Source organism: Vreelandella hamiltonii (assembly GCF_014651775.1).
In the GTDB taxonomy this organism is placed as follows: Bacteria; Pseudomonadota; Gammaproteobacteria; order Pseudomonadales; family Halomonadaceae; genus Vreelandella; species Vreelandella hamiltonii.
In genome coordinates, this window is record NZ_BMXN01000037.1 from 1 (window position 1) to 21,186 (window position 21,186).

At 61.2% G+C, this 21,186-nt stretch carries 19 protein-coding genes; 13 read left to right on the plus strand and 6 right to left on the minus strand.

Annotated elements, in window-relative coordinates:
- Nucleotides 1–116: 116 nt before the first annotated feature.
- From IE091_RS17600 to IE091_RS17630, 7 genes are all read left to right on the plus strand, one after another.
- Nucleotides 117–704, plus strand: coding sequence for an SIS domain-containing protein (locus IE091_RS17600; protein ID WP_189464255.1), 588 nt, complete (start codon nt 117–119; stop codon nt 702–704).
- A gap of 338 nt (nt 705–1,042) precedes the next feature.
- Nucleotides 1,043–2,350, plus strand: a complete 1,308-nt coding sequence (locus tag IE091_RS17605) for a DUF945 family protein (protein ID WP_189464256.1) — start codon at nt 1,043–1,045, stop codon at nt 2,348–2,350.
- Nucleotides 2,351–2,398: 48 nt separating this feature from the next.
- Nucleotides 2,399–2,995: a LemA family protein gene (locus IE091_RS17610; RefSeq protein WP_189464257.1), complete on the plus strand. Its 597-nt coding sequence runs from the start codon at nt 2,399–2,401 to the stop codon at nt 2,993–2,995.
- A gap of 42 nt (nt 2,996–3,037) precedes the next feature.
- Nucleotides 3,038–5,014, plus strand: coding sequence for a M48 family metallopeptidase (locus IE091_RS17615; protein WP_189464258.1), 1,977 nt, complete (start codon nt 3,038–3,040; stop codon nt 5,012–5,014).
- A 6-nt stretch (nt 5,015–5,020) separates the two neighbouring features.
- On the plus strand, nt 5,021–5,425 hold the full coding sequence (locus tag IE091_RS17620; RefSeq protein ID WP_096923113.1) for a DUF2784 domain-containing protein: 405 nt from the start codon (nt 5,021–5,023) through the stop codon (nt 5,423–5,425).
- 171 nt (nt 5,426–5,596) lie between these two features.
- Nucleotides 5,597–6,892, plus strand: a complete 1,296-nt coding sequence (locus IE091_RS17625) for a S8 family serine peptidase (RefSeq protein ID WP_189464259.1) — start codon at nt 5,597–5,599, stop codon at nt 6,890–6,892.
- 86 nt (nt 6,893–6,978) lie between these two features.
- Entirely contained in the window at nt 6,979–7,218 is a 240-nt protein-coding gene (locus IE091_RS17630; protein ID WP_189464260.1) for a hypothetical protein, read from the plus strand.
- A 55-nt stretch (nt 7,219–7,273) separates the two neighbouring features.
- On the opposite strand, the gene IE091_RS17635 is transcribed toward IE091_RS17630, so the two are convergent.
- A complete protein-coding gene (locus IE091_RS17635) occupies nt 7,274–9,232 on the minus strand; it encodes a DNA topoisomerase III (RefSeq protein WP_189464261.1) in 1,959 nt (652 codons plus the stop codon).
- A gap of 191 nt (nt 9,233–9,423) precedes the next feature.
- Here IE091_RS17635 and IE091_RS17640 point away from each other — a divergent pair, with 191 nt between their 5' ends.
- Nucleotides 9,424–10,671 carry an ABC1 kinase family protein gene (locus IE091_RS17640; protein WP_189464262.1) on the plus strand — a complete coding sequence of 416 codons (1,248 nt, stop codon included), beginning with the start codon at nt 9,424–9,426 and terminating at the stop codon, nt 10,669–10,671.
- A 99-nt stretch (nt 10,672–10,770) separates the two neighbouring features.
- On the plus strand, nt 10,771–12,591 hold the full coding sequence (locus IE091_RS17645) for an SEC-C metal-binding domain-containing protein (protein ID WP_189464263.1): 1,821 nt from the start codon (nt 10,771–10,773) through the stop codon (nt 12,589–12,591).
- Here IE091_RS17645 and IE091_RS17650 read toward each other — a convergent pair.
- On the minus strand, nt 12,588–13,955 hold the full coding sequence (locus tag IE091_RS17650) for an AmpG family muropeptide MFS transporter (RefSeq protein ID WP_144982559.1): 1,368 nt from the start codon (nt 13,953–13,955) through the stop codon (nt 12,588–12,590). The genes IE091_RS17645 and IE091_RS17650 overlap by 4 nt on opposite strands.
- A 113-nt stretch (nt 13,956–14,068) precedes the next feature.
- Between IE091_RS17650 and IE091_RS17655 the strand changes: the two genes are divergently transcribed.
- From IE091_RS17655 to IE091_RS17665, 4 genes are all read left to right on the plus strand, one after another.
- Nucleotides 14,069–14,587: an FKBP-type peptidyl-prolyl cis-trans isomerase gene (locus IE091_RS17655; protein ID WP_016913647.1), complete on the plus strand. Its 519-nt coding sequence runs from the start codon at nt 14,069–14,071 to the stop codon at nt 14,585–14,587.
- A 125-nt stretch (nt 14,588–14,712) separates the two neighbouring features.
- Nucleotides 14,713–14,838, plus strand: a complete 126-nt coding sequence (ccoM, locus tag IE091_RS18590; RefSeq protein WP_016913649.1) for a cytochrome c oxidase subunit CcoM — start codon at nt 14,713–14,715, stop codon at nt 14,836–14,838.
- Nucleotides 14,839–15,027: 189 nt separating this feature from the next.
- Complete coding sequence (locus IE091_RS18495; RefSeq protein ID WP_039178358.1) at nt 15,028–15,537, plus strand: hypothetical protein; 510 nt, start codon at nt 15,028–15,030, stop codon at nt 15,535–15,537.
- Nucleotides 15,538–15,578: 41 nt separating this feature from the next.
- The gene (locus IE091_RS17665) at nt 15,579–16,652 is read left to right on the plus strand and encodes a GGDEF domain-containing protein (protein ID WP_039178356.1); all 1,074 of its coding nucleotides are present in this window, start codon (nt 15,579–15,581) and stop codon (nt 16,650–16,652) included.
- On the opposite strand, the gene IE091_RS17670 is transcribed toward IE091_RS17665, so the two are convergent.
- Genes IE091_RS17670 through IE091_RS17685 form a run of 4 tightly spaced genes read right to left on the minus strand, consistent with a single transcriptional unit; the run spans nt 16,636 to nt 21,006 of the window.
- Nucleotides 16,636–17,085 (minus strand): group I truncated hemoglobin, encoded by a 450-nt coding sequence (locus IE091_RS17670; RefSeq protein ID WP_144982565.1) that lies wholly within the window; start codon nt 17,083–17,085, stop codon nt 16,636–16,638. The genes IE091_RS17665 and IE091_RS17670 overlap by 17 nt on opposite strands.
- 44 nt (nt 17,086–17,129) lie before the next feature.
- Nucleotides 17,130–17,987, minus strand: a complete 858-nt coding sequence (locus IE091_RS17675; RefSeq protein WP_039178354.1) for a DUF3034 family protein — start codon at nt 17,985–17,987, stop codon at nt 17,130–17,132.
- Nucleotides 17,988–18,001: 14 nt separating this feature from the next.
- Complete coding sequence (locus IE091_RS17680) at nt 18,002–20,296, minus strand: putative bifunctional diguanylate cyclase/phosphodiesterase (protein ID WP_189464264.1); 2,295 nt, start codon at nt 20,294–20,296, stop codon at nt 18,002–18,004.
- 32 nt (nt 20,297–20,328) lie between these two features.
- Nucleotides 20,329–21,006, minus strand: coding sequence for a cupredoxin domain-containing protein (locus tag IE091_RS17685; protein ID WP_189464265.1), 678 nt, complete (start codon nt 21,004–21,006; stop codon nt 20,329–20,331).
- Nucleotides 21,007–21,186: the final 180 nt, after the last annotated feature.

Sequence of the window (21,186 nt, forward strand, 5' to 3'; positions counted from 1 at the left end):
GCAATAACGGGCTTGCGAAAGCCAACTTGCACGGGGCGAATGATCAAAAAGTGCTCGCTGGCGGTGATAGGGAAAGTGTCGGCGCCGGCTTCACGGATTCAGGTGAGTGATAATAAATGAGCAATTTAATAGTTGAGAGTCTTCAAGAAGCGCAACTAGGGCTAACTGCGCTATTAGAAAATGCTGTTGCCCTATCTTCCATTGAGCAGGCTGCCTGCTTGCTGGTAAAAACGTTGAAAGAAAGTGGGCAGGTGTTTAGTTGTGGCAATGGAGGCTCAATGTGTGATGCCATGCACTTTGCCGAAGAGCTTTCAGGGCGTTATCGGCTTGACCGCCGTGCTCTTGCTGCCAGCAGTATTAGCGATGTTGCCCATATTAGCTGCGTTGGAAATGATTATGGCTATGAGTATATTTTTTCACGTTACCTGGAAGGCCATGCCAAAGCAGGGGATTGTCTGTTGGCAATAAGCACCAGTGGGGCCAGTCAAAATGTCATAAAGGCCGCCCGTTATGCGAAAGAAAATGGCGTAAATGTGATTGCGTTGTGCGGTAAAGAAGGCTCCCCTTTGGAACGTGTTTCGGATGTGACTATTTGTACACCGGCAGGTTCATATGCGGATAGAGTGCAAGAACTGCACATTAAAGTTATTCATATATTGATAGAGCAGGTGGAGCGAGAGCTTTTTCCAGAGAATTATCTGTAAAGCCATATTTCAGTTACATAAGTTGTTATGAACAAGCCAGCAATGCTGAATTCGAAGATTCGTTCAGAATACAGGCGAATGGCCTAACGTGCGCTAGCGTGTTTGTAGAAAATGGAAGGTGTTCCAAGCGCTCACCGTCTGCAACTGGATGTTACTTCAGGTATGCATATGCTGTGCGTTGCGGCATCGCATTAATACGGGAGATGTCTTGCAGGGTCTGTAACGACGCGAACCACTGAAAGGCGCTGCATCGACGTTTCTTTTTGAAACGAATCTGGCATCATTGATAATTATTCTTATGTTGATGTTGGCAACATATTCTATCGAGAGGGCTAGGCATGGCGTTGAGTACAAAGGGATGGGTCGCGACGGCAGCAGGCGTGGTGGTGGTTGGCGCTGGTGGGTATGTCGCAGCTCAGGCGATGGTGGGCAATCAGGTGGAGCAGGCGCTGGTCGATAGCTTCGCCGAGCTGGATCGGTCGGTCTCCTACGAGGTGCATGATGTGCAGATCGACAAGGGCCTCTTCGATACCCGAGCCACGGCCACGGTCGCCATGCGCGGGTTCGAAGACGCTACGGCGGACGTCAACCTGTTCGTCAAGCACGGGGCGCTGAGCGCCGATATTACCGGCGAACTCGTGCCCAATCAGGCACTGGTGCAGGGCATCATCGATATCGACCTCAAGGCAACACGTTCCGCCATCGCAGGGCAACTGAGCGCCGCCAAGCTGGATGGCGTGGCGCTGGATGTGCTGATCGACCAGCTGGTGGTGGGGCTCGATCGCGGTGCCGACGGGCATTGGCACCTGGATACCCGGGCTCAGGAAATCACCTACCATGGCGACAATGAAACCGTGCGCATGGCGACGCCACGGCTGATCCTGAACACTCGTCATCACGAAGGCGAACCCGTGCTGTTGCAGAGTCTCGACATACCGCGCACGGAAATATTCGTGGAAGGCGTGCGGGTCTACCTGGAGGGTATGGAGTCGGAGAGCGAGTCACGAGGGGAGACCATTGTCCACCAGAGCGGCCATTTTCGGATTGCCGAGATGGGCGTGGATGATACGTCCTTTGGTAGCCTGGCCTTCGAGGTGAGTGCCGACAACTGGGATCTGGAGGCGCTGCAAGCCTTTCAGGAAGCCTATGCCCCCCTCATGGCCATGCACCTGGATGCCGAAGAGCACGGCGTGCCGGTGGACGCCGAGCAAGAGCGTGTGCTGATGGCCGAGGCTCTGGAAAGCAGCTACGCCATGCTGGTTGCCAGCCCCACCATGGCCATCGACCCCCTGCAGGCCCATATCGTACTGCCCGACCTGGGCATCGACTTCAAGCCTCGTCTCACTACGCACATGGCCTTCGACGGTCAGGACCTTGCCAAAGGAGCGCTCTACGGTGCCTTCTGGCCGGTTGGGCAGCCGTTACCCGAGGGCCTGATGAGTGAAGAGCAGATGATGAGCCCCTTCGAGGCTCAGGAGTATCTCAGCCGTCGCCTGAGCCTGGCGTTGACCGTAACCACACCTCCCGATCTGGTATTGGGCTTTATTCCGATGCCATTTGCCGCCATGCTGGATAGCGAGGCGGAAGAGCAGGAAGTGCTTTGGCAAGAAGGAAGCCTGATGATCAATGGTCAGCCGATCATGTAATGGGGCACACCCGCTCTCCATGAATCTGGGTCTACGGAAGGAAATATCATGATGCTCACTGTGGTTATCGTGCTGGTGGTGATAGCTCTGATCGCCGTCTATATGGTGTCGGTGTACAACCGACTGGTGTCGCTGCGCAACCGCTTTCAAAACAGCTTTGCGCAAATCGAGGTGCAGCTGAAGCGGCGTCACGACTTGATTCCCAACCTGGTGGAAACCGCCAAGGGCTACCTCAATCATGAGCGGGAAACGCTGCAGGCGGTGATCGAAGCGCGTAACACAGCCGCCGCCGGCCTGAAAGCCGCCGCGGCCAACCCTGGCAGTGCCGAGGCTATTGCGCAGCTGGGAGGCGCAGAGGGCGCGTTGACTCAGGCCATGGGGCGGCTGAACGTGGTCATGGAAGCCTACCCGGACCTGAAAGCTTCGCAGAACATGCAGCAGCTGTCGGAAGAACTGACCAGTACCGAAAACAAGGTGGCGTTTGCCCGTCAGGCGTTCAACGACGCGGTGATGCACTACAACACCTATCGCCAGAGCTTCCCGCCGATTGCCGTGGCGGGCATTCTGGGGCATGGGCAGGATGCCACGTTGCTGACCTTCGAAGACAGCGCCCAACTGCAAACGGCGCCGAGCGTCTCGTTCTAGACGTGATGCCCAGGCCCGGGTGACCACAGGGAGGCCAGTGCCATGGATTTCTTTACCGCACAAGACCACGCCAGGCGCAACACGGGCCGTTGGGTGGTGCTGTTGCTCCTCGCCATCGTCTCGTTGATCGGCGTGACCACGCTGGTGGTGGCCATTGCGCTGTACATGATGGGCGCCAGCGGCAGTCAGGCTCAGCCGGTCGAGCAGGGGGTGTTGGCCATGCTCTCCTGGGAGCTGCTGGCGGCGGTGGCCGTCGGCGTGCTGGCGCTGGTGGGGTTCGGGGGGCTGTACAAGCAGCGCCAGCTGCGTCGAGGTGGCCGTGTGGTGGCGGAAGCGCTGGGCGGCCGTCTGATCAACCTCGACACGCGCGATCACGACGAGCGGCGGATCCTGAATGTAGTCGAAGAGATGGCTATTGCCTCCGGAACGCCGGTGCCTGCGGTATACGTGCTGGAAGAGGAGGGGATCAATGCCTTTGCGGCCGGTTATCAGCCTGCCGATGCAGTGGTGGGCATTACCCGAGGCGCCATTCGGCAGCTCACCCGCGATGAGCTGCAGGGGGTGGTCGCCCATGAGTTCAGCCATATTCTGCACGGCGATATGCGCCTGAACATCCGGCTGGTGAGCCTGCTGCATGGCGTGCTGCTGATTGGTCTGGCAGGCGGCATGATGTTGCGCAGCTTGCGCTTTCGAAGAGTCAGCAGCAACAAGCGCGACAACTCGGCGGCGGTAGTGCTGGGCCTTGGGCTGGCGCTCACCTTGATCGGCTACGCGGGCACTTTCTTTGGCGGGCTGATCAAATCGGCAGTGAGCCGTCAGCGGGAGTATCTGGCCGACGCGGCAGCCGTGCAGTACACCCGCAACCCACAGGGGATAGGCGGTGCGTTGGTGAAAGTGGGAGCCCATGCCAAGGGTTCGCACCTCTCGGCGCCCCAGGCTGCCGAATTCAGCCACCTGTTTTTCAGTCAAGGAGTGTCGTCGGGGCTAAGCCAGCTCATGGCGACGCATCCGCCGCTCAAGTCGCGCATTCAGCGCGTTCTACCCGACTGGCACGGTCGTTTCGAAGCCTTGCAGCCAGCGCCTTCGGAGCAAGAGCCCGACACCCCTGGTGCCGAGGCAGACAAACGCCCCCAGAACCACCGGATGGGCGGTATGCCCACGTCTCCCGAGGCACTGTTCAGTATGGCGGCCATGCAGGTGGCGCTGGGGGCCATGGGGCAACCCGATCCGCGCCACCTTCAAAAGGCCCGCGACGTGATCGATGCCTTGCCCGCCACCCTGGTAGAGGCCGCTCATGAACCCTACAGTGCCAGGGCGCTGATCTACGCCATGCTGCTAAGTAACGATGACGCCGAACGCACACAGCAGTTGGCGGCACTGGAAGCCGTGGCGCTGCCGGATGTGTTCGCAGCATTGCATACCCTCAAGGAGCAGGTGGCCCGGCTCGATGTACAGCTGCGCCTGCCGCTGATCGAACTTGCCCTGCCTGCGCTCACCTCGCTTTCCACACAGCAGGCCCAGCACTTCAGGCTCTGTATGGAGCGTTTGATCCATAGCGACGGCAAGGTCAGCCTGTTCGAGTGGACGCTCTACCAGCTGCTGCTGAGCCATCTGAGCGAGCGTCACGGCGGTGCCGAAACCCTGACGCTGGAACAGACCCAGGCCGAATGTCAGCGCCTGTTGGGCGTGTTGGCTGAGGCGGGAGTGGCGCCAGGGCAGGCGGGTGACGAGGCCGTGGCTGCCGCGCTGCGGGCTGCCCAGGCCTCGCTGCCTTTTACGTTGTCTTCCCTTCAAGACGCCGATGACATGCAGGCGCTCAGCCTGGCCGTAGAGCGCTTGCGCCGCTTGAAACCGCTACATAAAGCCCGCTTGCTGAACGCCATGACCCGCTGTGTAGAACACAGCGGCGTGATTCGCGCCGCCGAGGCAGAGCTGTTCCGCGCGGTGGCCGATATGCTCGGCTGCCCAGTGCCGCCGCTGTTGGAAGAGCCCGACAGCGATACTCACTCCATGGGGTAAACGCCCATGCCCTCATCGCTCTTGCTGTTACTGGCCGATGCCGTGCTGCTGTTGCATGTGCTGTTCGTAGCCTTCGTGGTGCTGGGGCTACTGGCTATCTACCTGGGCGGTATTCTGGGCTGGCACTGGGTGCGCCACCGCCGGTTTCGGCTTGTTCATCTAGGCGCCATTGGTTATGTGGTCGTGCAAGCGTGGCTAGGAGCCGTCTGCCCGCTCACCACCCTGGAAATGGCGCTGCGTGCCGAAGCCGGTTCAGCCACTTACGCCGGTTCCTTCATTCAACACTGGCTCCAGCGGCTGCTGTACTACACGGCACCGGAGTGGGTGTTCGTGGCGGTATATACCCTGTTCGGTAGCCTGGTGCTGGCCAGCTGGTGGGTGGTGCGACCCGTTGCCCGCCAGCGGGACTGAGGTTTGCAGGGGCCTGCCGTAGCCCGTAATGCTTTGCAATCGTGCTGGCAGGGAACGCGAGGTGCGTTAGGCTGAGGGGTACGTACGCCGTTTCGCCAAAGGGCCCGCCAGGGCAGGCATATGCTGGAGAAAGGGCGATCATGCAGAGTGCCAAGCGTAAAGAGGTGCAGGATGACCAAACGACCAAATGGACAGGGTGACGCTTCGATAGCCACCGTTTCGTGCAAGACCGAGCAGCTGCTGCTGGCGGCGTTGGAGCGGGGCGGCAGCTGTCTGGAAACAGGGCGCTACTTGATCAGCTATCGAGACGGCCAAGTGGAAGAGGGCATCAAGGCACTGCAAGCCCTCAACTTCCGTATTGCCGACGCGCGCGATTTCAGCGAGCAAGCGGTCAGCCTGGACGAAACCGGTGACGCCGAGGCGCTGGTATTTCCAGCGCTGGGCGTAGCCCTGGTGGGGGGCGATGCCTTCCAGCACCATGGCATGGACGTACTGGACAAGCTCGCGGTGAATAGCCCCATCGAGATCATCGAGCCGGAATATTTTGCCTTTTCGGAAAACTCGGAGTACTTGCGCGGTTTTCTGCGTGCCGCGACCACCATTGCCCGTGACATGGGGGTGGAGCTGGAGATGGAAAACGCCGTCGAAAAGCCAGAACAAGAGGGCCGAGCCACCACCTGGGGGTTGGCCCGTTGCCGAGTACCCGCCAGCCAATGGAGTGGGGCAGGTATCAAGGTCGCCGTGCTGGATACCGGGATGGACCTTGGCCACCCGGAGTTTGCGGGCCGTGAATTTGTCTCGCGCAGCTTCGTCGGCGAGCCGGTGCAGGACCTTAATGGGCATGGTACACACTGTATTGGCACCGCCTGCGGCCCGAAGTCTCCCCGCGGTAATACCCCCCGTTACGGGGTTGCCTTCGATGCCCAGGTGCTGGTGGGCAAAGTGTTGACCAACTCGGGCAGCAGTACGGGCGCAGGCGTGTTGGCGGGGTTGAACTGGGCGATTGCCAATCGCTGTGAAGTGATCTCCATGTCACTGGGCAGCCAGAGCCCGGTACAGGCCGCCTACACCCATGCCGGTGCGGCAGCGCTACGCAACGACTGCCTGGTGATAGCGGCGGCGGGCAATTCAACCCTGCCAACCGGCGCCCCGGCGAACTCGCCCACGGTGATGTCGGTGGCTTCCCTGGACCCCAACCAGTCGGTGTCCAGCTTCTCCAATCATGGCAAGATCGAGCTGGCTGCCCCCGGGCGCGACGTGTTGTCTGCCTGGCCTCGGCCGACCTGTCACAAGGCCATCAGCGGTACCAGCATGGCGACTCCGCACGTGGCGGGGTGTGCGGCCCTTTGGGCCCAGTCGGATGCTTCATTGCGTGGTCGAAAACTGTGGGATCAATTAATAGCCTCTGCTCGGCCTTTGCCGCTATCGCAAGAGCAGGTAGGCGCGGGGCTGGTACAAGCCCCTTAGGCAGCGTGGTGCGCTGGCGGTCTTCTCCGGCCGTCCAGCGCATGCCCATCAACACGTGTGGCATTGATTTTCGGGAGATACCTTCAATGGCAACGGTAACGCTTTGGCTGATCACGATCTCCGGCGATCAGCCCATCCATGACATCGCCACGCGTCTCAGCGCCGAAGGGCTCACCGTCCGCGAGGTGCTGGAGGAGATCGGCTGCATTACCGGTGCCGCCGATGACGCTACCGTCCAGCGCCTCAAGCGCGTGCAAGGAGTGGTAGACATCGCCCCGGATACGCCGATGGATGTGGGGCCACCAGGTACGGATGAGACGTGGTGATCATGACTTTTTGCGGGCTCATCAATCGAATGTGGCCGATTTAGTCAGTCCGCCTTTAGCGCACTCGCTTCCCCGCCGTGCTACTGCGGCTTCCCGTACTTTTCTTGCTGCCCGTCTTGCTGCCGGTACTCTTGCGCCGTGCGTAGCTCTTTTTGCTGGTTCCGCTGCGTTTGGCGGGGCCTGCGGCTTCGCCTTGGGCGGTTTGCAGGCTGTGGCGCAGTTTGCTGGCATCGCTTTGGCGCAGCAGGGTGTGCAAGTCTTCCAGCAGGGCGTGTTGGAAGGCGTTGGGGTCGTCCTGGCGTTCGGAGATCGCGCGCAGGCGCTGCTCCCAGAGAGCGGTGCGTTCGGGAGTGCTGACGGCGCTGGGCAGCGCGGCGATGAGGGCGACGCCAAGCTGTGTGGCGCGCAGGGCTTTTTGCTGGCGTACCAGGTAGCCGCGCTGCACCAGGGTTTCGATGATGCCTGCTCGGGTGGCTTCGGTGCCCAGGCCGTCGGTGTCGCGCAGGGTGCGGCGCACTTCCGGGTCGTCCACGTAGCGGCCAATGTTCATCATCGCCTTGATCAGGCTGGCGTCGGTGAAGGGTTCTGGCGGTCGGGTCTCTTTCTCTTCCACGCCTGCACCGAGGGCCTGGCAGGCTTCGCCCTGGGTCAGTGGCGGCAGCGGCGGGGCCTCTTCTCGGGTGGTGAACAGCGGTTTCCAGCCGGGGTCGAGAATGCTCTGGCCCCGCGCGCGGAAGGCCTCGTTCAACAGGGTGAACTCGGCTTTGACTTCGAAGGTGCGCAGCGGGCGATAGAACTGTGCCATGACGTTGCGCACGATCAGTCGAAACACATGCCCTTCGGTGGCGGAAAGCTGGCTGAAATCGGCGGGCTTGCCGGTGGGGGCCAGGGCGTGGTGCGCGCCTACCTGTTTATCGTTCCAGGCTTTTGAACGCAGGGTAAAGTCGGCTCCTTGGAGCCACCCGCGCAGGGTGTCGTCGTGCTGGCAGGCACTGGCCAGGGTTTGTCGGGCCAGTGGCAAATGCTCCTCGGGCAGGTAGCGGCAGTCGGAGCGGGGGTAGGTAATCAGCTTGTGCTGCTCATACAACCGCTGGCAAATATCCAGCACCATCTGTGCAGAGAGGCCATGACGACGGGCGGCATCTACCTGCAGCGCAGAGAGCGAGTAGGGCAGCGGCGGGGCCTGGCGCTTCTCCTGCTGGTCTAATGTGGTGAGCGTGCCGCGGGCGCCGGGCAGTTGAGCGGCCAGGGCATCGGCGGGGGTGCGGTCAATCAAGCGCCCTTGTTCATCCAGGGGCTGGTGCTCTTTGGGAGCCCACCAGGCGCGCAGCTGGCCTTGGGCCACCTGAAGGTCCACCCACAGTGGGTAAAAGGGGTGGGGCACAAAATCACGAATGGCGTTGTCGCGCCGCACGATGAGCCCGAGTACCGGGGTTTGCACACGGCCCACGGAAAGCACGCCGTCGTGGCCTGCCTGGCGGCCGGTAAGGGTCCAGGCGCGGGTCAGGTTGATGCCGTACAGCCAGTCGGCGCGAGCGCGCGCCTGGGCCGCTTCGAACAGCGGCTGGAACTCGCTGTTCGGCCGCAGGCTGGCCAGGGCGCGGCTGACGGCGGGTCGGTTGAGGTCACTGACCAGCAGTCGCTGTACCGGGCCACGGTATTTCAGGTGCTCGATCACTTCCTGCACCAGCAGTTGGCCTTCGCGGTCCGGGTCGCCCGCGTGCACCACGCTGGTGGCTTGCTTGATCAGTTTGCGAATCACCGCCAGCTGGCCACGTGCCTTGGGGCGCGGGGCCAGCTGCCACTGCCGGGGCACGATGGGCAGCCTGTCCAACCGCCACTGTTTGTCGGCCGGGTCGTAGGCTTCCGGTGGGGCTTGCTCCAGCAGGTGGCCCAGGCACCAGGTCACGATGGTTTCGCCGCATACAATCGCTCCGTCCTGGCGTTGGCCGCCGGGCAGGGCATCGGCAATGGCCCGCGCCAGGCTGGGTTTCTCGGCGATAATCAAGCGCATGGGGTGTGATCCTGGAGGCAGTGAAGAACGAAAGGGCATGGTAGCAGAAGTGGCCAACGGGTTAGAGTCCTGATACATGAAAATGTATACAGGTGTCATGGGCATGCGGCGATGATTTTTTGCGTATAGTTTTTGTATAAAATTAGCTGATTGAGTAAGCTGGCTCAAAAGCATCCGAAAAGGCGATCTCCATGCGCGAACGCGGCAGAACACGACGTTTACTGGGGCTGGGTGCCCGCACCGGCGGTGCCCTGCTGAAGACTCGGCTGGGCGGCCAGGCAGATTGGCAGGCACTGGGCGAAGCGCTGTTCGAGGGGCTTTCCGAGTTGAAAGGCCCGGCCATGAAGCTGGCGCAGATCATGTCGCAGTGGGACGATTTGCTGCCGCCAGAGCTGGCCAACGAGCTGGCGCGCCTGCAGCGTCAGGCAGAGCCGATGCCGTGGCCCAAAATTCGCGAGGCGTTGGTGTTGCAGTACGGCGATATCGACAAGCACTTTCAAAGCATCGAAGAGCGCCCGTTCGCCAGCGCCTCCATGGGCCAGGTGCACAAGGCCGTGACCCATGACGGTGAAACCGTGGTGCTCAAAGTGCAGTACCCCGGGCTTGCCGAGGTGCTGGAAAGCGACCTGAAGCAGGTCAAGCGGATCATGGGGCTGGGCCGCTGGTTCAAGGTGCCCCAGGCACGGCTGGATGCGCTGTTCGAGGAGTTGGCGGCAGGCCTGCGTGACGAGCTGGATTATCACGCCGAGGCCCAGGCGCTGGCGCGCTATCGCGAGCGCTACCTGAGCAACCCGGCGCTGGTGATCCCCGAGCCGCTGTTCGAGCTTTCCGGGCAGCATGTGCTGGCCATGCGCTACGTGGGCGGAACGCCGCTGCGTGAGCTGGAGAGCGCCGACGATGCCACCCGCCAGCAGATAGCCGTGGCGCTGGCCGACTGGATCACCGAAGAGCTGTTCACTTACCGCGAGCTGCATGCCGACCCCCACGCAGGCAACTTTGCCTGCGACGAGCAGGGCAGGCTGGTGATTTATGATCTGGGCGCCGTGATCCCGGTGCCGGAAGCGCGCCTGAAAGCCATGATGCAGCTTCTGGATGCCACCCTGGCACAAGACCCCATGGCCATGGACGATGCGCTGATGAAGATGGGCGGACGCCAGGGTCAGGGCGCTCCGCTGGCGCTCTACAAGGAGTCGGCAGAGTGCATCACGCCGCTGTTTGCGCCCGGCGAGCAGGACTTCAGCGATGTGCGTGTACACCGCCGACTGCGTGAGCTGACGCCCAAGGTATGGGCAGCCATGGACCGGCTGCAGCCGCCGGCAGATACGCTGCTGCTTTCCCGAGCCCTGAACGGCCATTACTGGAATCTGGTAAGGCTGAAGGCGCGCCTCGACATGCATGAGCGCACGCAGCCGCTGTTGGCCTGGGCGCGCACGCCCTGAGGGGGCATTCTCCCTGAGCGATTGTCGCTGCGGCAGCGTGGTCAGCCATGCTAGACTACGGCGCTTTGAAAACGCGTATTGAAGACAGTGGAGACGGCAATGCTGGCGGTATGGGTCGATCAACTGCTGGGATTTGCCTCTGGGGCACTCTCGGCCATCAGGCAGCAGGAGCACTACCCGGATTTCATGACCTGGGTGCGTGCCGAAGGCGCTGCATCCTTCAACGATAACGTGGCCACTGCGCAGGCGCTGGCGCCCATTTTATGGTCGCAGACGCCGCTGGAGCGGCTGAATTTCGCCAGCGAGCCGCTGGCCACGCCTGGGCGCAACGAACCCTGCTGGTGTGATTCAGGCCGTAAATACAAGCAGTGCTGCTACCGGGTCAGCTTCCCTACCGACATTCCCGAGCAGATGATGTGGATGCTCTCGCTGCGCGAGTGGAAAGGCGCCACCCTCAAGGCTGCCCTGGAGAGCCAGCAGGCACCGCCCCAGGCGCTGCTGGAAGCCGGGCTGATCGCGGCAGAAAGTGGCCAGACCGGCCGCGCCATGCAGATACTGGAGTCGCTGTTCGATGGCAGCGACTGGTCGCGGCTGCCCGAACAGGCCGAGCCCGCCTTCGAAATTCTGCTCGATATCTACCAGGAGCGCGGGTTCACCCGCAAACGCGCCGACCTGCTGGACGAAGTGATGGAGCGGGGGCCGCTGTTCTTGCGCGGCGTGGCCCTCGAGCGGCTATGCCTCATGCACCTGGATAACGACGATCTCGACAGCGCTCGCGGGGCCTTTGTCAAAGCCCAGCAGGCGCTGCCCGACTCGCCGACGCTGGCCTATATCGAAGCCATGCTGCTGCTCCACGAAGGCCATGAGCAGGAGGCCAAGGAACGAGCCGATTTCTGGTATCGTCGCCTGGCACGCCAGGGCGGGCTGGATGACGAGCAGCTCGATTTTCTCGCCGCCCTGGCCGATAACCCGGGGGCCACCCTGGCCGACCAGCTATTGAGCGCCGAAGAGGACATGGCCACGCCGCTGGTGGCCCTGCAGGCGCTGCTGGCTGCGCTGCCCACTGCGCCGCTGTTGACCCTTACCCGTGACGCTGAGCGGGGTCGTTTGCTGTACACCACCACCGCCCGTGAAGAGACGCTGTTTGCCGCCTGGCATGAGCAGTTCCAGGTGCTGGTGGACGAAGACGTGGCGCTGGGTTTTCGGGAAGACCCCTGGGTCAACGCCATCGACTGGATGTCCGAGCTGTGCGCCCACCCCGAGTGGCTGGATGCCCCTCAGGTCGTGCAGGATTTGACGCTGGCGCTGACCAGCCGCTTTGGTAGCCTGCCGTGGATGGCACCCAGCCTGCTGGAGCCTCTGGCGCTGCGCCTCTCGCGCTGGCTGGAGCAGGCTCGGGCCGCTGGTGAAGGCAGCCTGTGCTGGGACGATGCCGACAATGCCATGCTGCTGCGCACCGGCTTGGCGCTGGTAGTGGGCATGGAGCGGGGCGCGCGCCAGCACTCTCGTGAGCTGGCCGAAGAGCTGCTGGCCATCGACCAGGAAGATAGCCTTGGGCTGCGTGAACTGGTGCTGGACCAGTTGCTGCGCGATGACCGCAACGAGGAGGCTCTGGCGCTGACCAACGAGCCGCAAAAGGACGACGGCTCGCTGGTGCTGGGACTGTTGATGGGCCGCACACTGGCGCTTTATCGCCTGGGCCAACAGGAAGCCGCAGAAGCGGCGCTGGCCGATGTCATGGCCCACAGCCGCTATGCGCTGGAATTGATCTGCGCGGAAAACCCGCGCCCCTCCATGCCCCATCCGGATGGCCAGGTCGACCCAGGCTCCCGTGCGGAAGCCTGGCAGTACCGCACCCTGATGCGTGACCAGTGGCGCACCACGCCAGGCGCACTGGCCTGGCTGGAGCGCCACCGCTAGCGGGAAGCGATATTGGGCGTGGGCACCAGCTGCTTGTCGCGGCTGATCCAGATGGCCAGCAGGATGGCGGGCAGGCCCAGCAGGGTGGCGACCACGAAGAAAGTGGCGTAGCCCTGCGCCGTGACCACCAGGCCGCCAAAGCCGCTCAGGAATTTGCCCGGCAGCGTCATCAAGGACGAGAACAGCGCATACTGGGTGGCGGTATAGGCCCGAGAGGTCAGGCTGGAAAGAAACGCAATGAACACTGCGCTGGCCAGGCCATTGGCCAGATTGTCACCAATGATGGTGATGACCAGCATCGGCACCTGGTTACCGATCAACGCCAGCACGGCAAACAGCAGGTTGGTCAGCGTGGCGGCCGCCGCGCCCAGAATCAGCACCGGGCCAATCCCGTAGCGGGCCACCAGTAACCCCCCCAGCAACCCACCGGTAATGCTCATGGCGATGCCGAAGATGTTGGTGACGCTGGCGATGGTGCCCAGCGAAAACCCGAGGTCGATGTACAGCGGGTTGGCCATGGAGCCCATGGCCAAATCACTGATGCGAAACACGCCGATAAATACCAGAATACCGAGTGCCTTCACCCCGTAGCGGCGAAAGAAATCGGTGAATGGGCAGACAATGGCCCCAATCGCCCAGGCGGTGATGCGCCGGAATACCTTGGGTTGACCGCGGCTGGCGCGGAGGAAGGCGCGCACCCTGGGCTCATGGATCAACTGCACGCTCAGCGACGCGCGCTGAGGCTCGGGGCGAATCAATACCGTCAGCACCCCGATACCCACCAGCGCCGCCATGCTCAGGTAGGCGGCGCTCCAGGAAAAGGCCGACGCCACGTAAAGCGCGCCAGCGCCCGCCGCGATCAGTCCCCCGCGATAGCCAATGATATAGGTCGAGGCCATGGCTGCCTGAAGGTCGTCGTTGGCCGATTCGATCCGGTAGGCATCGATGGCGATGTCCTGGGTGGCCGAACCAAACGCCACCAGCAGCGCAAAGGCTGCGACCCAACCCAGATTACCCACGGGGTCGAGCCCGGCCAGCCCCACCAGCCCTGCGGCAATCATCCCCTGTGCCAGCAGCATCCAGCCTCTACGCTGCCCGAAGGTGCGGGTCAGCAGGGGCAGGGCCAGCCGGTCGACCACCGGTGCCCAGAAGAACTTGATGGAGTAGAGCATGCCGATCCAGGCGAAGAAGCCAATGGCGGCGACTTCCACGCCATCGCTGCGTAGCCACGCCGAGAGGGTCGAAAATACCAGCAGAAAGGGCAGGCCAGCGGAAAAACCAAGAAACAGCATGGTGATGACCGGCGCCTTGAGATAGATGGCAAGTGCCGCCAGCCAGCTACGCTGGGGGGTAGGGGTGGGCATGGGGTGTTTCGCTCCAAAAGAAAACCAGGGCGCAAGGCCCGCTAAAAACCGGTCGGTGGTAAACTGGGCCCGACATCCTATCAAGCCGACAGCTTACCGGAGAGGAGTTTTCCATGTCGATTACCGCCCATCAGGTCGTCACCTTGCATTATGTCCTCAGCGACGTGCTCAGCGATGGCAGTACCCGTGTGCTGGACGACTCCCGCGCGCGCGAACAGCCCCTGGAGTACCTGCATGGCCACGATAATATTCTGCCTGGCCTGGAGCGTGACCTGGAAGGGCGCTCTGCTGGCGATGAGCTGCGGGTCACCTTGACCCCGGCAGACGCTTATGGCGTTCGCAATGAAGCGTTGGTGCAAGAGGTAAGCCGAGCATCGTTTGGCAGCGCGGAGCTTGCACCGGGCAGCCGTTTTCAAACCGAAGGCGAGGCCGGTCCGCAGATCGTCACCGTACTGAGTGTCGAGGGCGATAGCGTGACCGTGGATACCAATCACCCGCTGGCCGGGCACACGCTGCGCTACCATGTGACGCTGCTGGACGTGCGCGAGGCGACCCGCGCCGAATTGGCCAAGGGCCATCCGCTGCCGCCGGGTACCGAACACAGCAAGGTCGAAGACCGCAAAGTGCTCTAAAACTGACCTATATCAAGTTCGCCACGCCCCAGGGTGGAGTGGTTTTCAAAGGTTGACCCAGGTCAGTGTTCCCCTGCTCGAAACCCGTACGATGGCTTCATACATCACGGCGGGAGGGGAACATCATGTACTGGGACGATGCAGTCATTTTCGGCTTGGTAACTGTCGCATTGGTGATCGCGTTTATGGTGGGCTGGGTTGGTTTCGTGGTGCGTGATCATCTACGCAAGGATGAACGCAAGAAGCCTTGATCCAGCTGGCTGTAGCAGTCGTCAGGGGAGGGGGTTTACATGCAAGTGTAAACTTCCTTTTGCCGGCCCACTGGGCCGGCTTTTTTATGCCTGTGGTAAATCAGTTGACAGCCGTTGAAGTGTTTTGGCCTGATGCTCTGGTAAAGTGTGACCACTTGAACGCCTACCCTTACCAGGAACCGAACGGCCATGAACGCTGTGCTGCCACGTACTGCTGTAACGCCCCGCACTTCTTTGAAACCTCTCTGCAACATGGTGCTGGGACTGCTCCTTGCGCTATGTCTCCCGACCTTGGCCCAGGCGCAGGCGTTGAACCTGATCGATGGGGAAACCACCGAGAAAATCGCCATCAGTGATCTGCGTGAGCAGCCCAATACCACGTTTACCGTTTACGACCCTTATCAAGGGCGCGACGTGGAAATGCAGGGAATTCCGTTTCGTGAGTTCCTGGTGGAACACTTCGGGTCGGTACCCCCGCAACTGCACTTCACTGCCTGGGATGATTACGAAGTGACCCTGGGGGGCTGGGACAACCCGGTCTGGTATCTGGTCACCGTGGAAGATGGTGAGCCGCTGACGCTGCGCTCGCGGGGCCCGGTGCGTCTGGTGGAGCGTGAATACTCTGGCCGTGATACCGAAAACCTGCGTGAATTCAACGACTGGATCTGGATGATTCGCAGCATTGAGGCGCAGTGGTGAGTGCAGCGCCACCAGGAGAGCCAAAGCGTCGCCCCCGCTACATGACGTGGCTCTCCTTGAGCTTGATGAGCTTCATGGGCCTGATGGTATTGATCGTCTATGAGTCTCGTTGGGTCTACCCGGAAATCCAGGCCTACTTCAGCCAGACCGGCAGCCTGACCGGGCAGCAGCTGGCGACTCGGGCGAGAGGCTACGTGCAGAGCGCCCAAGAGTCGCTGCTGGTGGCGACGTCTCCGCTGGACATCAGCGAGGCCAACCATGCGCTGGATCTTGCCTATGGGCTTTTCGATGTCAGTGTATACCGTCAGAACTACTCCTGTACCCTGCCCAGCTTGGCACTGGTCGACGAGATGACCGAACGCCTGGAACAACAGCAGATCGAACCCATCGACGCGGCCCACGCGCTATTCATCGCCGTCGATTGCCTGACGCGTATCGAAATGCACCAGTTGGATCGGCGCGGTATGGCGATCAATGATTTTTCCGAAAGCACCCGACGCCACAACCAGGTATTGACCTACTCCAGTCTGCTGATCTTCGTGCTGGGTCTAGGGTTTTGGGCGATGCATGAGCGGCAGCTGCGTCAGACGGAACACGCCACTGCCGAAAAGCTGGCTTGGATGGCCCGCGCCATGCGCGACCCGCTCACGGGGATCGGTAATCGCAGTGCACTGCATCAGGACGTGGTGAGTCGCGAGGGTGAGTCGCTGGGACTGATCTTGATCGACATCGATTTTTTCAAGCAGTACAACGATGCGTTGGGGCATCCTCAGGGCGACCGACTGTTGCGCCAGCTGGCAAGCATGATCGAGCAGGCGCTGGGGCCGACGGCCCAGCTTTATCGATTGGGAGGCGATGAGTTTGCGGCGTTGCTACCGTGCCCTTCCAATAGCGTACTGGCACAGCAGTGCGAAGCGCTTCAGGCGGCGCTCGATGCGGCCGAGTACCCGCATCCCGCTCACCCGGATAAAAAGCGCGTGACGCTTAGCGTGGGCGCCACGCGTTTCATTGCCATGGCAACGGCCTTTGCCGGTGCCTACGAAGCGGCGGATAAAGCCCTGTACCAGGTCAAGACCGCCGGACGTGATGGCTGGCAGATTACTGCAGGCGCATGACGTCGGCATACATGGGCGCCAGGCGGCCCAGCATGTCGTTACGTGCGGCTAGCGGTATCCCTTCCTCTATCATGGCCTCGTTCAAGTACTCTACTACTCGGTTGAAGTGAGCATCGGTGATGCCCATGGTCTGGTGAGCACGGTCCATGGGCGGGCCTTCGTACTGGCAAGGGCCATCGCTGATGTCACATAGCTGAGTGACCAAGGACGCCGCGAACAAATCGATGTTGCTATTGGCAAAATAGACGACGATATCGGCGTCATCGGCGATACGATACAGCAGGTTTTCCACGACGTTTTCCAGGCTGGCCTGCCCGCCGACGCGTTCGTATAACGTGGTGGATGGCTGCTGATGGGCGCAACCAGTGAGCAGGAGACCTGACAGGACTCCAATGATCAGCGTGTTGCGGATGGCCAAGTGGCGGTTACTCATGTCGACTCCTGAAAATGAAGGGCTGGGTCATGGGCCAAGCCGCGTTAAAACGCCGCCTGTAACGAGAGATAGCCACCGCGCTGAGAAGGCAGACCGGCGATGTCGCCCAGATCCAGCCATGCCCCCGTCAAGGAAACGTGCTTGTTGAAGAAGTAGGCGCTATAGATGCTTTGCCAATCCTCTTCGTCGGCCACGCTCAGGTTGTCAGGTTTTTGTCGGTATTCGGTGCCGATGATCCAGTTGGGCGTGATGAACACGCCGACGCTCCCTTCTGCCATCCAGGATCGTCCGCCCTGGTCGCCGCCAAAGCCGAGCAGTCCGCCCTGGTTGGCGGAGGTGTTGCGCAGGGTGCCATTGAGCAACACATTCCGGCCCAGCACGGCGTTGAACAGCAGCTTGCTGGCGCTCAGGTACGCTTCGGTCCCGCTCGTGTCATAAGCCCCCAGTGCGGTGGGCACAGTGCCATCGTCCAGGCGCTTGTGCATGACGCCCGCGCTCCAGATACCCCACGGGTGATACAGCACGTCGCCCCATAAACGCACCTTGGCGCCGTAGATGGCCTGTTCCAGTTCGCCGCCCAGGGTCGTCAGTTCGAAGCGTTGACGGGCAATCGAGACCTCCACACGGTCATGAATGTTGATGTTGGCGCCGGTCACGGTCAGGCGATAATCATCCAGCCACGCTCGTGTCACGGCGGCAGTGACGCCCACTTCATCGTCACTGGCCGTGCTGGCGAGCACCGCCCATGGGGAAAGCCCGCCGCCTGCTGCCCCTTCGATGGCGGTGACCGCTCCGGTGCCCATGATACGGCTGCCTGCCGTGGCCGAGTTGGCCAGCAGCAGCGCACTGAGGGCGGTGGCCGCCACCCACAGGGGCCGTTTGAGTAAGTGCGCTTTACGCATGGTGTTCCCTTTTTTTAGTGTGCTTGCGTCAGAGGAGCGGCAAAGTTGATCGGCTCGAAGGCCTCCAGCCAGGGGGCAACGTCCTGGGCCGGCATGGGTCTGGATATCCAGTAGCCTTGCAGGTAGTCACAGTGTAATTGCTTGAGCAGCGCTGCGCTGGCGAGGTTTTCGACGCCCTCCGCGACAATACGCACCCCCAGGTTGTGGCCCATCTCGATGGTCGAGCGTACGATGGTCTGATCCTCCTCCTGGGTATCGAGCTTGAGCACGAAGGACTTGTCGATCTTGAGTTCATTCACGGGCAAGCGTTTGAGCTGAGCCAGTGACGAGTAGCCCGTGCCGTAATCGTCCACCGCAATTTTCAAGCCCATGTCGCTGAGTGCCAGCAGCGTACGCGTGGCAGCTTCGACATCCTGCATGACCGCGCTTTCGGTGACCTCTACGGCCAGTTGGTCAGGTGTCAGTCCGTAGCTCTCCATCAGGTCCTGGATGTGCAAGGCGAGATCGCTATCGATGATATCGCTGGCCGACAGGTTGATAGCCACCGAGAGGTGATGCCCCGCGTGTTTCCAGCGCTGCAGTTGCTCGCAGACATGGATCAGCATCCAGTCCGACAGCAGGCCGATGTTGCCTGAGCGCTCGGCCAGTTCGATGAACTCATCCGGCGGCACGAAGCCCAGTGTAGGATGGCGCCAGCGCATCAGTGCCTCGAATTGGCAGACACGGCCAGTGGAGGTATCCACTTTGGGTTGATAGGCCATCCACAGCTCGTTTTTATCCACGGCTTCCTGCAGGTCTCGGATCAGCATGAGCTGGCGCAGATGCTGCTCGTCTTGTCCATCCTGGTAGCGCTTGTGGCTGTGGCGGTGTCGGCGTGCCTGATCCAGGGCGATGTCTGAACGGCGCAGCAGCAAGCGGGCGCTATTGCCGTGTTCTGGGTAGCTGACCTCACCGGCAGAGAGGGAAGGTACGATCATGGACTGATCCAGGCGAATCGGCTCGCTGATCAGCGTCATCATCTCTTCCCGCTGTGCCTCGATGAAGTGTGCCTGACGAATCAGCAGCATCAGCTCGTCCCCATCCAGCCGATAGGCCTTGTGAATAGGTTCAGGCAACTGCTGTAAACGGTGCGCCAGGGCAACCAGCAAATGGTCCCCCAGCTCATACCCGAAGGTATCGTTGATGTCACGAAAATCGTTGATCGAAAAACGCAGTAACGTGAAGGGGCGCGCTCTGGCAACGAGCTGTTCGATGTCTTCGACGGCACTGAGCCGGTTGGGCAAGTTCGTCAAACGGTCATGACGAGACTGATGCAGCAGGGTGGCCTCCCGCTTGGCGATGGCCTCCTGCATCGAGTAGAGCGTGCTGGCCAGCTGTTGAGTCTCGGCCACCGAGCCCTCGTTGGGCAGCGCCATCCGTTCTCCACGGCCAATGCGCTGAGCGGCCTGGGCCAGCGCAATCAGCGGCTGGCTGATACTGCGAGCGCTCCACAGCGCGGCTGCCAATGTGAGCAGCAGCATCAATACGACGATACCGAACAATTGCCACTGCAGCCGACTATAGGCGCTCAGCAGCTCATCACGAGAGAGCTGAATCAATACGTGGGATTGATATTGCTCGGTGGACAGCAGTGCCGATGAGTAGGCCAGGTAACGGTGGTCGCCTGCCAGGTTCAGCGCTTGCTCGGCTCCCCCGGGCCTTGAGCTGGCCAGGTAGCTAAGCTCGCCTGCGGCATCGTAGGTGACGACGCTCACGTCCAGGCCGGTCAGCGTGTTGATCTCCTGAGTAACGTCTTCATCGATCAGAAAGCCCATGCCTACCCAGCCGATAAGGTTGGGCGCACGCACGGGCAGCAGTGCAAACTCATAGGGCTGGCCCTGATCGATCACGACGCCCACGCCGCTGCCGCTTTGCTGGGCGCGATCGAACAGTTCAGGAAACGGCATGGCGCTGTCCTGATCGTGATGGCTGCTGGCCAGGACCTCGCCGTTCAAATTGCTCAGCAGCACCATGTCCGCCTGGGCACGGTCGCCATGATTTCCCAACACGGAATAGAGGGTGGCCGTATCCTGGGTTGCCACGGCACTCTTGAAGCCAAAGTCGTCGGCCAGAATCGCAACGTTGTCCCGCAATTGGTCACCGCGAATTTCAAGGAACTGCTCGAAGACGCGTGCGCCGACCTCCAAACGCTGATTGCCTTTTGCCAGGGCATCGTTTTGGGTAGCGCGCAAGAAAGCCACGCCCGTAGCGAGCTGGGAGACGATCACTACGGTCAGCAGAACCAGGGTCAAGCGCGTGCGAAAGCGCATTTCAACCTCGTTTCATCGCTGCTTGGCAGCGTTCAGTGAGTGTGAGTCGCATTACGAAAACGCTGCTGTAGCGGTGACAGCTCGGGAGGCTCCGGGGTCAGGGCGTTAAGCTCCAGACTGACCATCAGGTCGTCGGCGTCGCTGATGCTGCCTTCCCACCATACATTCTGGCTGTCATCCATGCGACGGTGCCAGACTCGAATACGATGGTCACCTGCTGGGAGGTCGCTCAGATCGAGCTTGCCCGCACTATCGGTCATGCCTACATAGGGTGCTTCGCTGACCACAATAAACGCCTGCATCTGGTCATGGATATTGCAGCCGAGTACCACGACCCCTGGCTGGTCGAAGTGAACGGGTGGCGGTGTTTCGCTCAGAAACAGCTCCAGGTCGAAGACCTTGGCGGGTGAAAACGAGAATACGTGATGTCGAGTCGTGTCCTCATTGGGGAAAGCGACATGGCTGCCTACCGGGATCGTGGTGACGGTAGGGTTGAAGGCGGCATTGCGCTGCACGATATTTTTTTCGGTGGCTGCCGGTAACGTTGCCCCATCGATATAGATCTCGACCACGGCATCTTCCAACGGCGCGCCTTGAGTGTCGGTGACGCTGACACTGGCTGCGAAGACTGAAAAGCTGCACAGCGACGCGGCAATGCCAAGTGGCCAGGCAAAAGTGCGGGTTCTCGCAAATTGACGCAATGCAGGCATGGGGGGCTACCTAAGTGGGGTCAGGGAAATGGCCTTATGATCTATTTATTATGTTGAAAAGTCATGTTTTTGCTCTAAGGAACCGCTGATCAATTCGTCTCTGAGCGGCTAAAGCACTCTGGGCGGCATATTCACCGCGTCAACGGTCACTTTCTGGCCACGGAAGGTGGCCTTTTTACC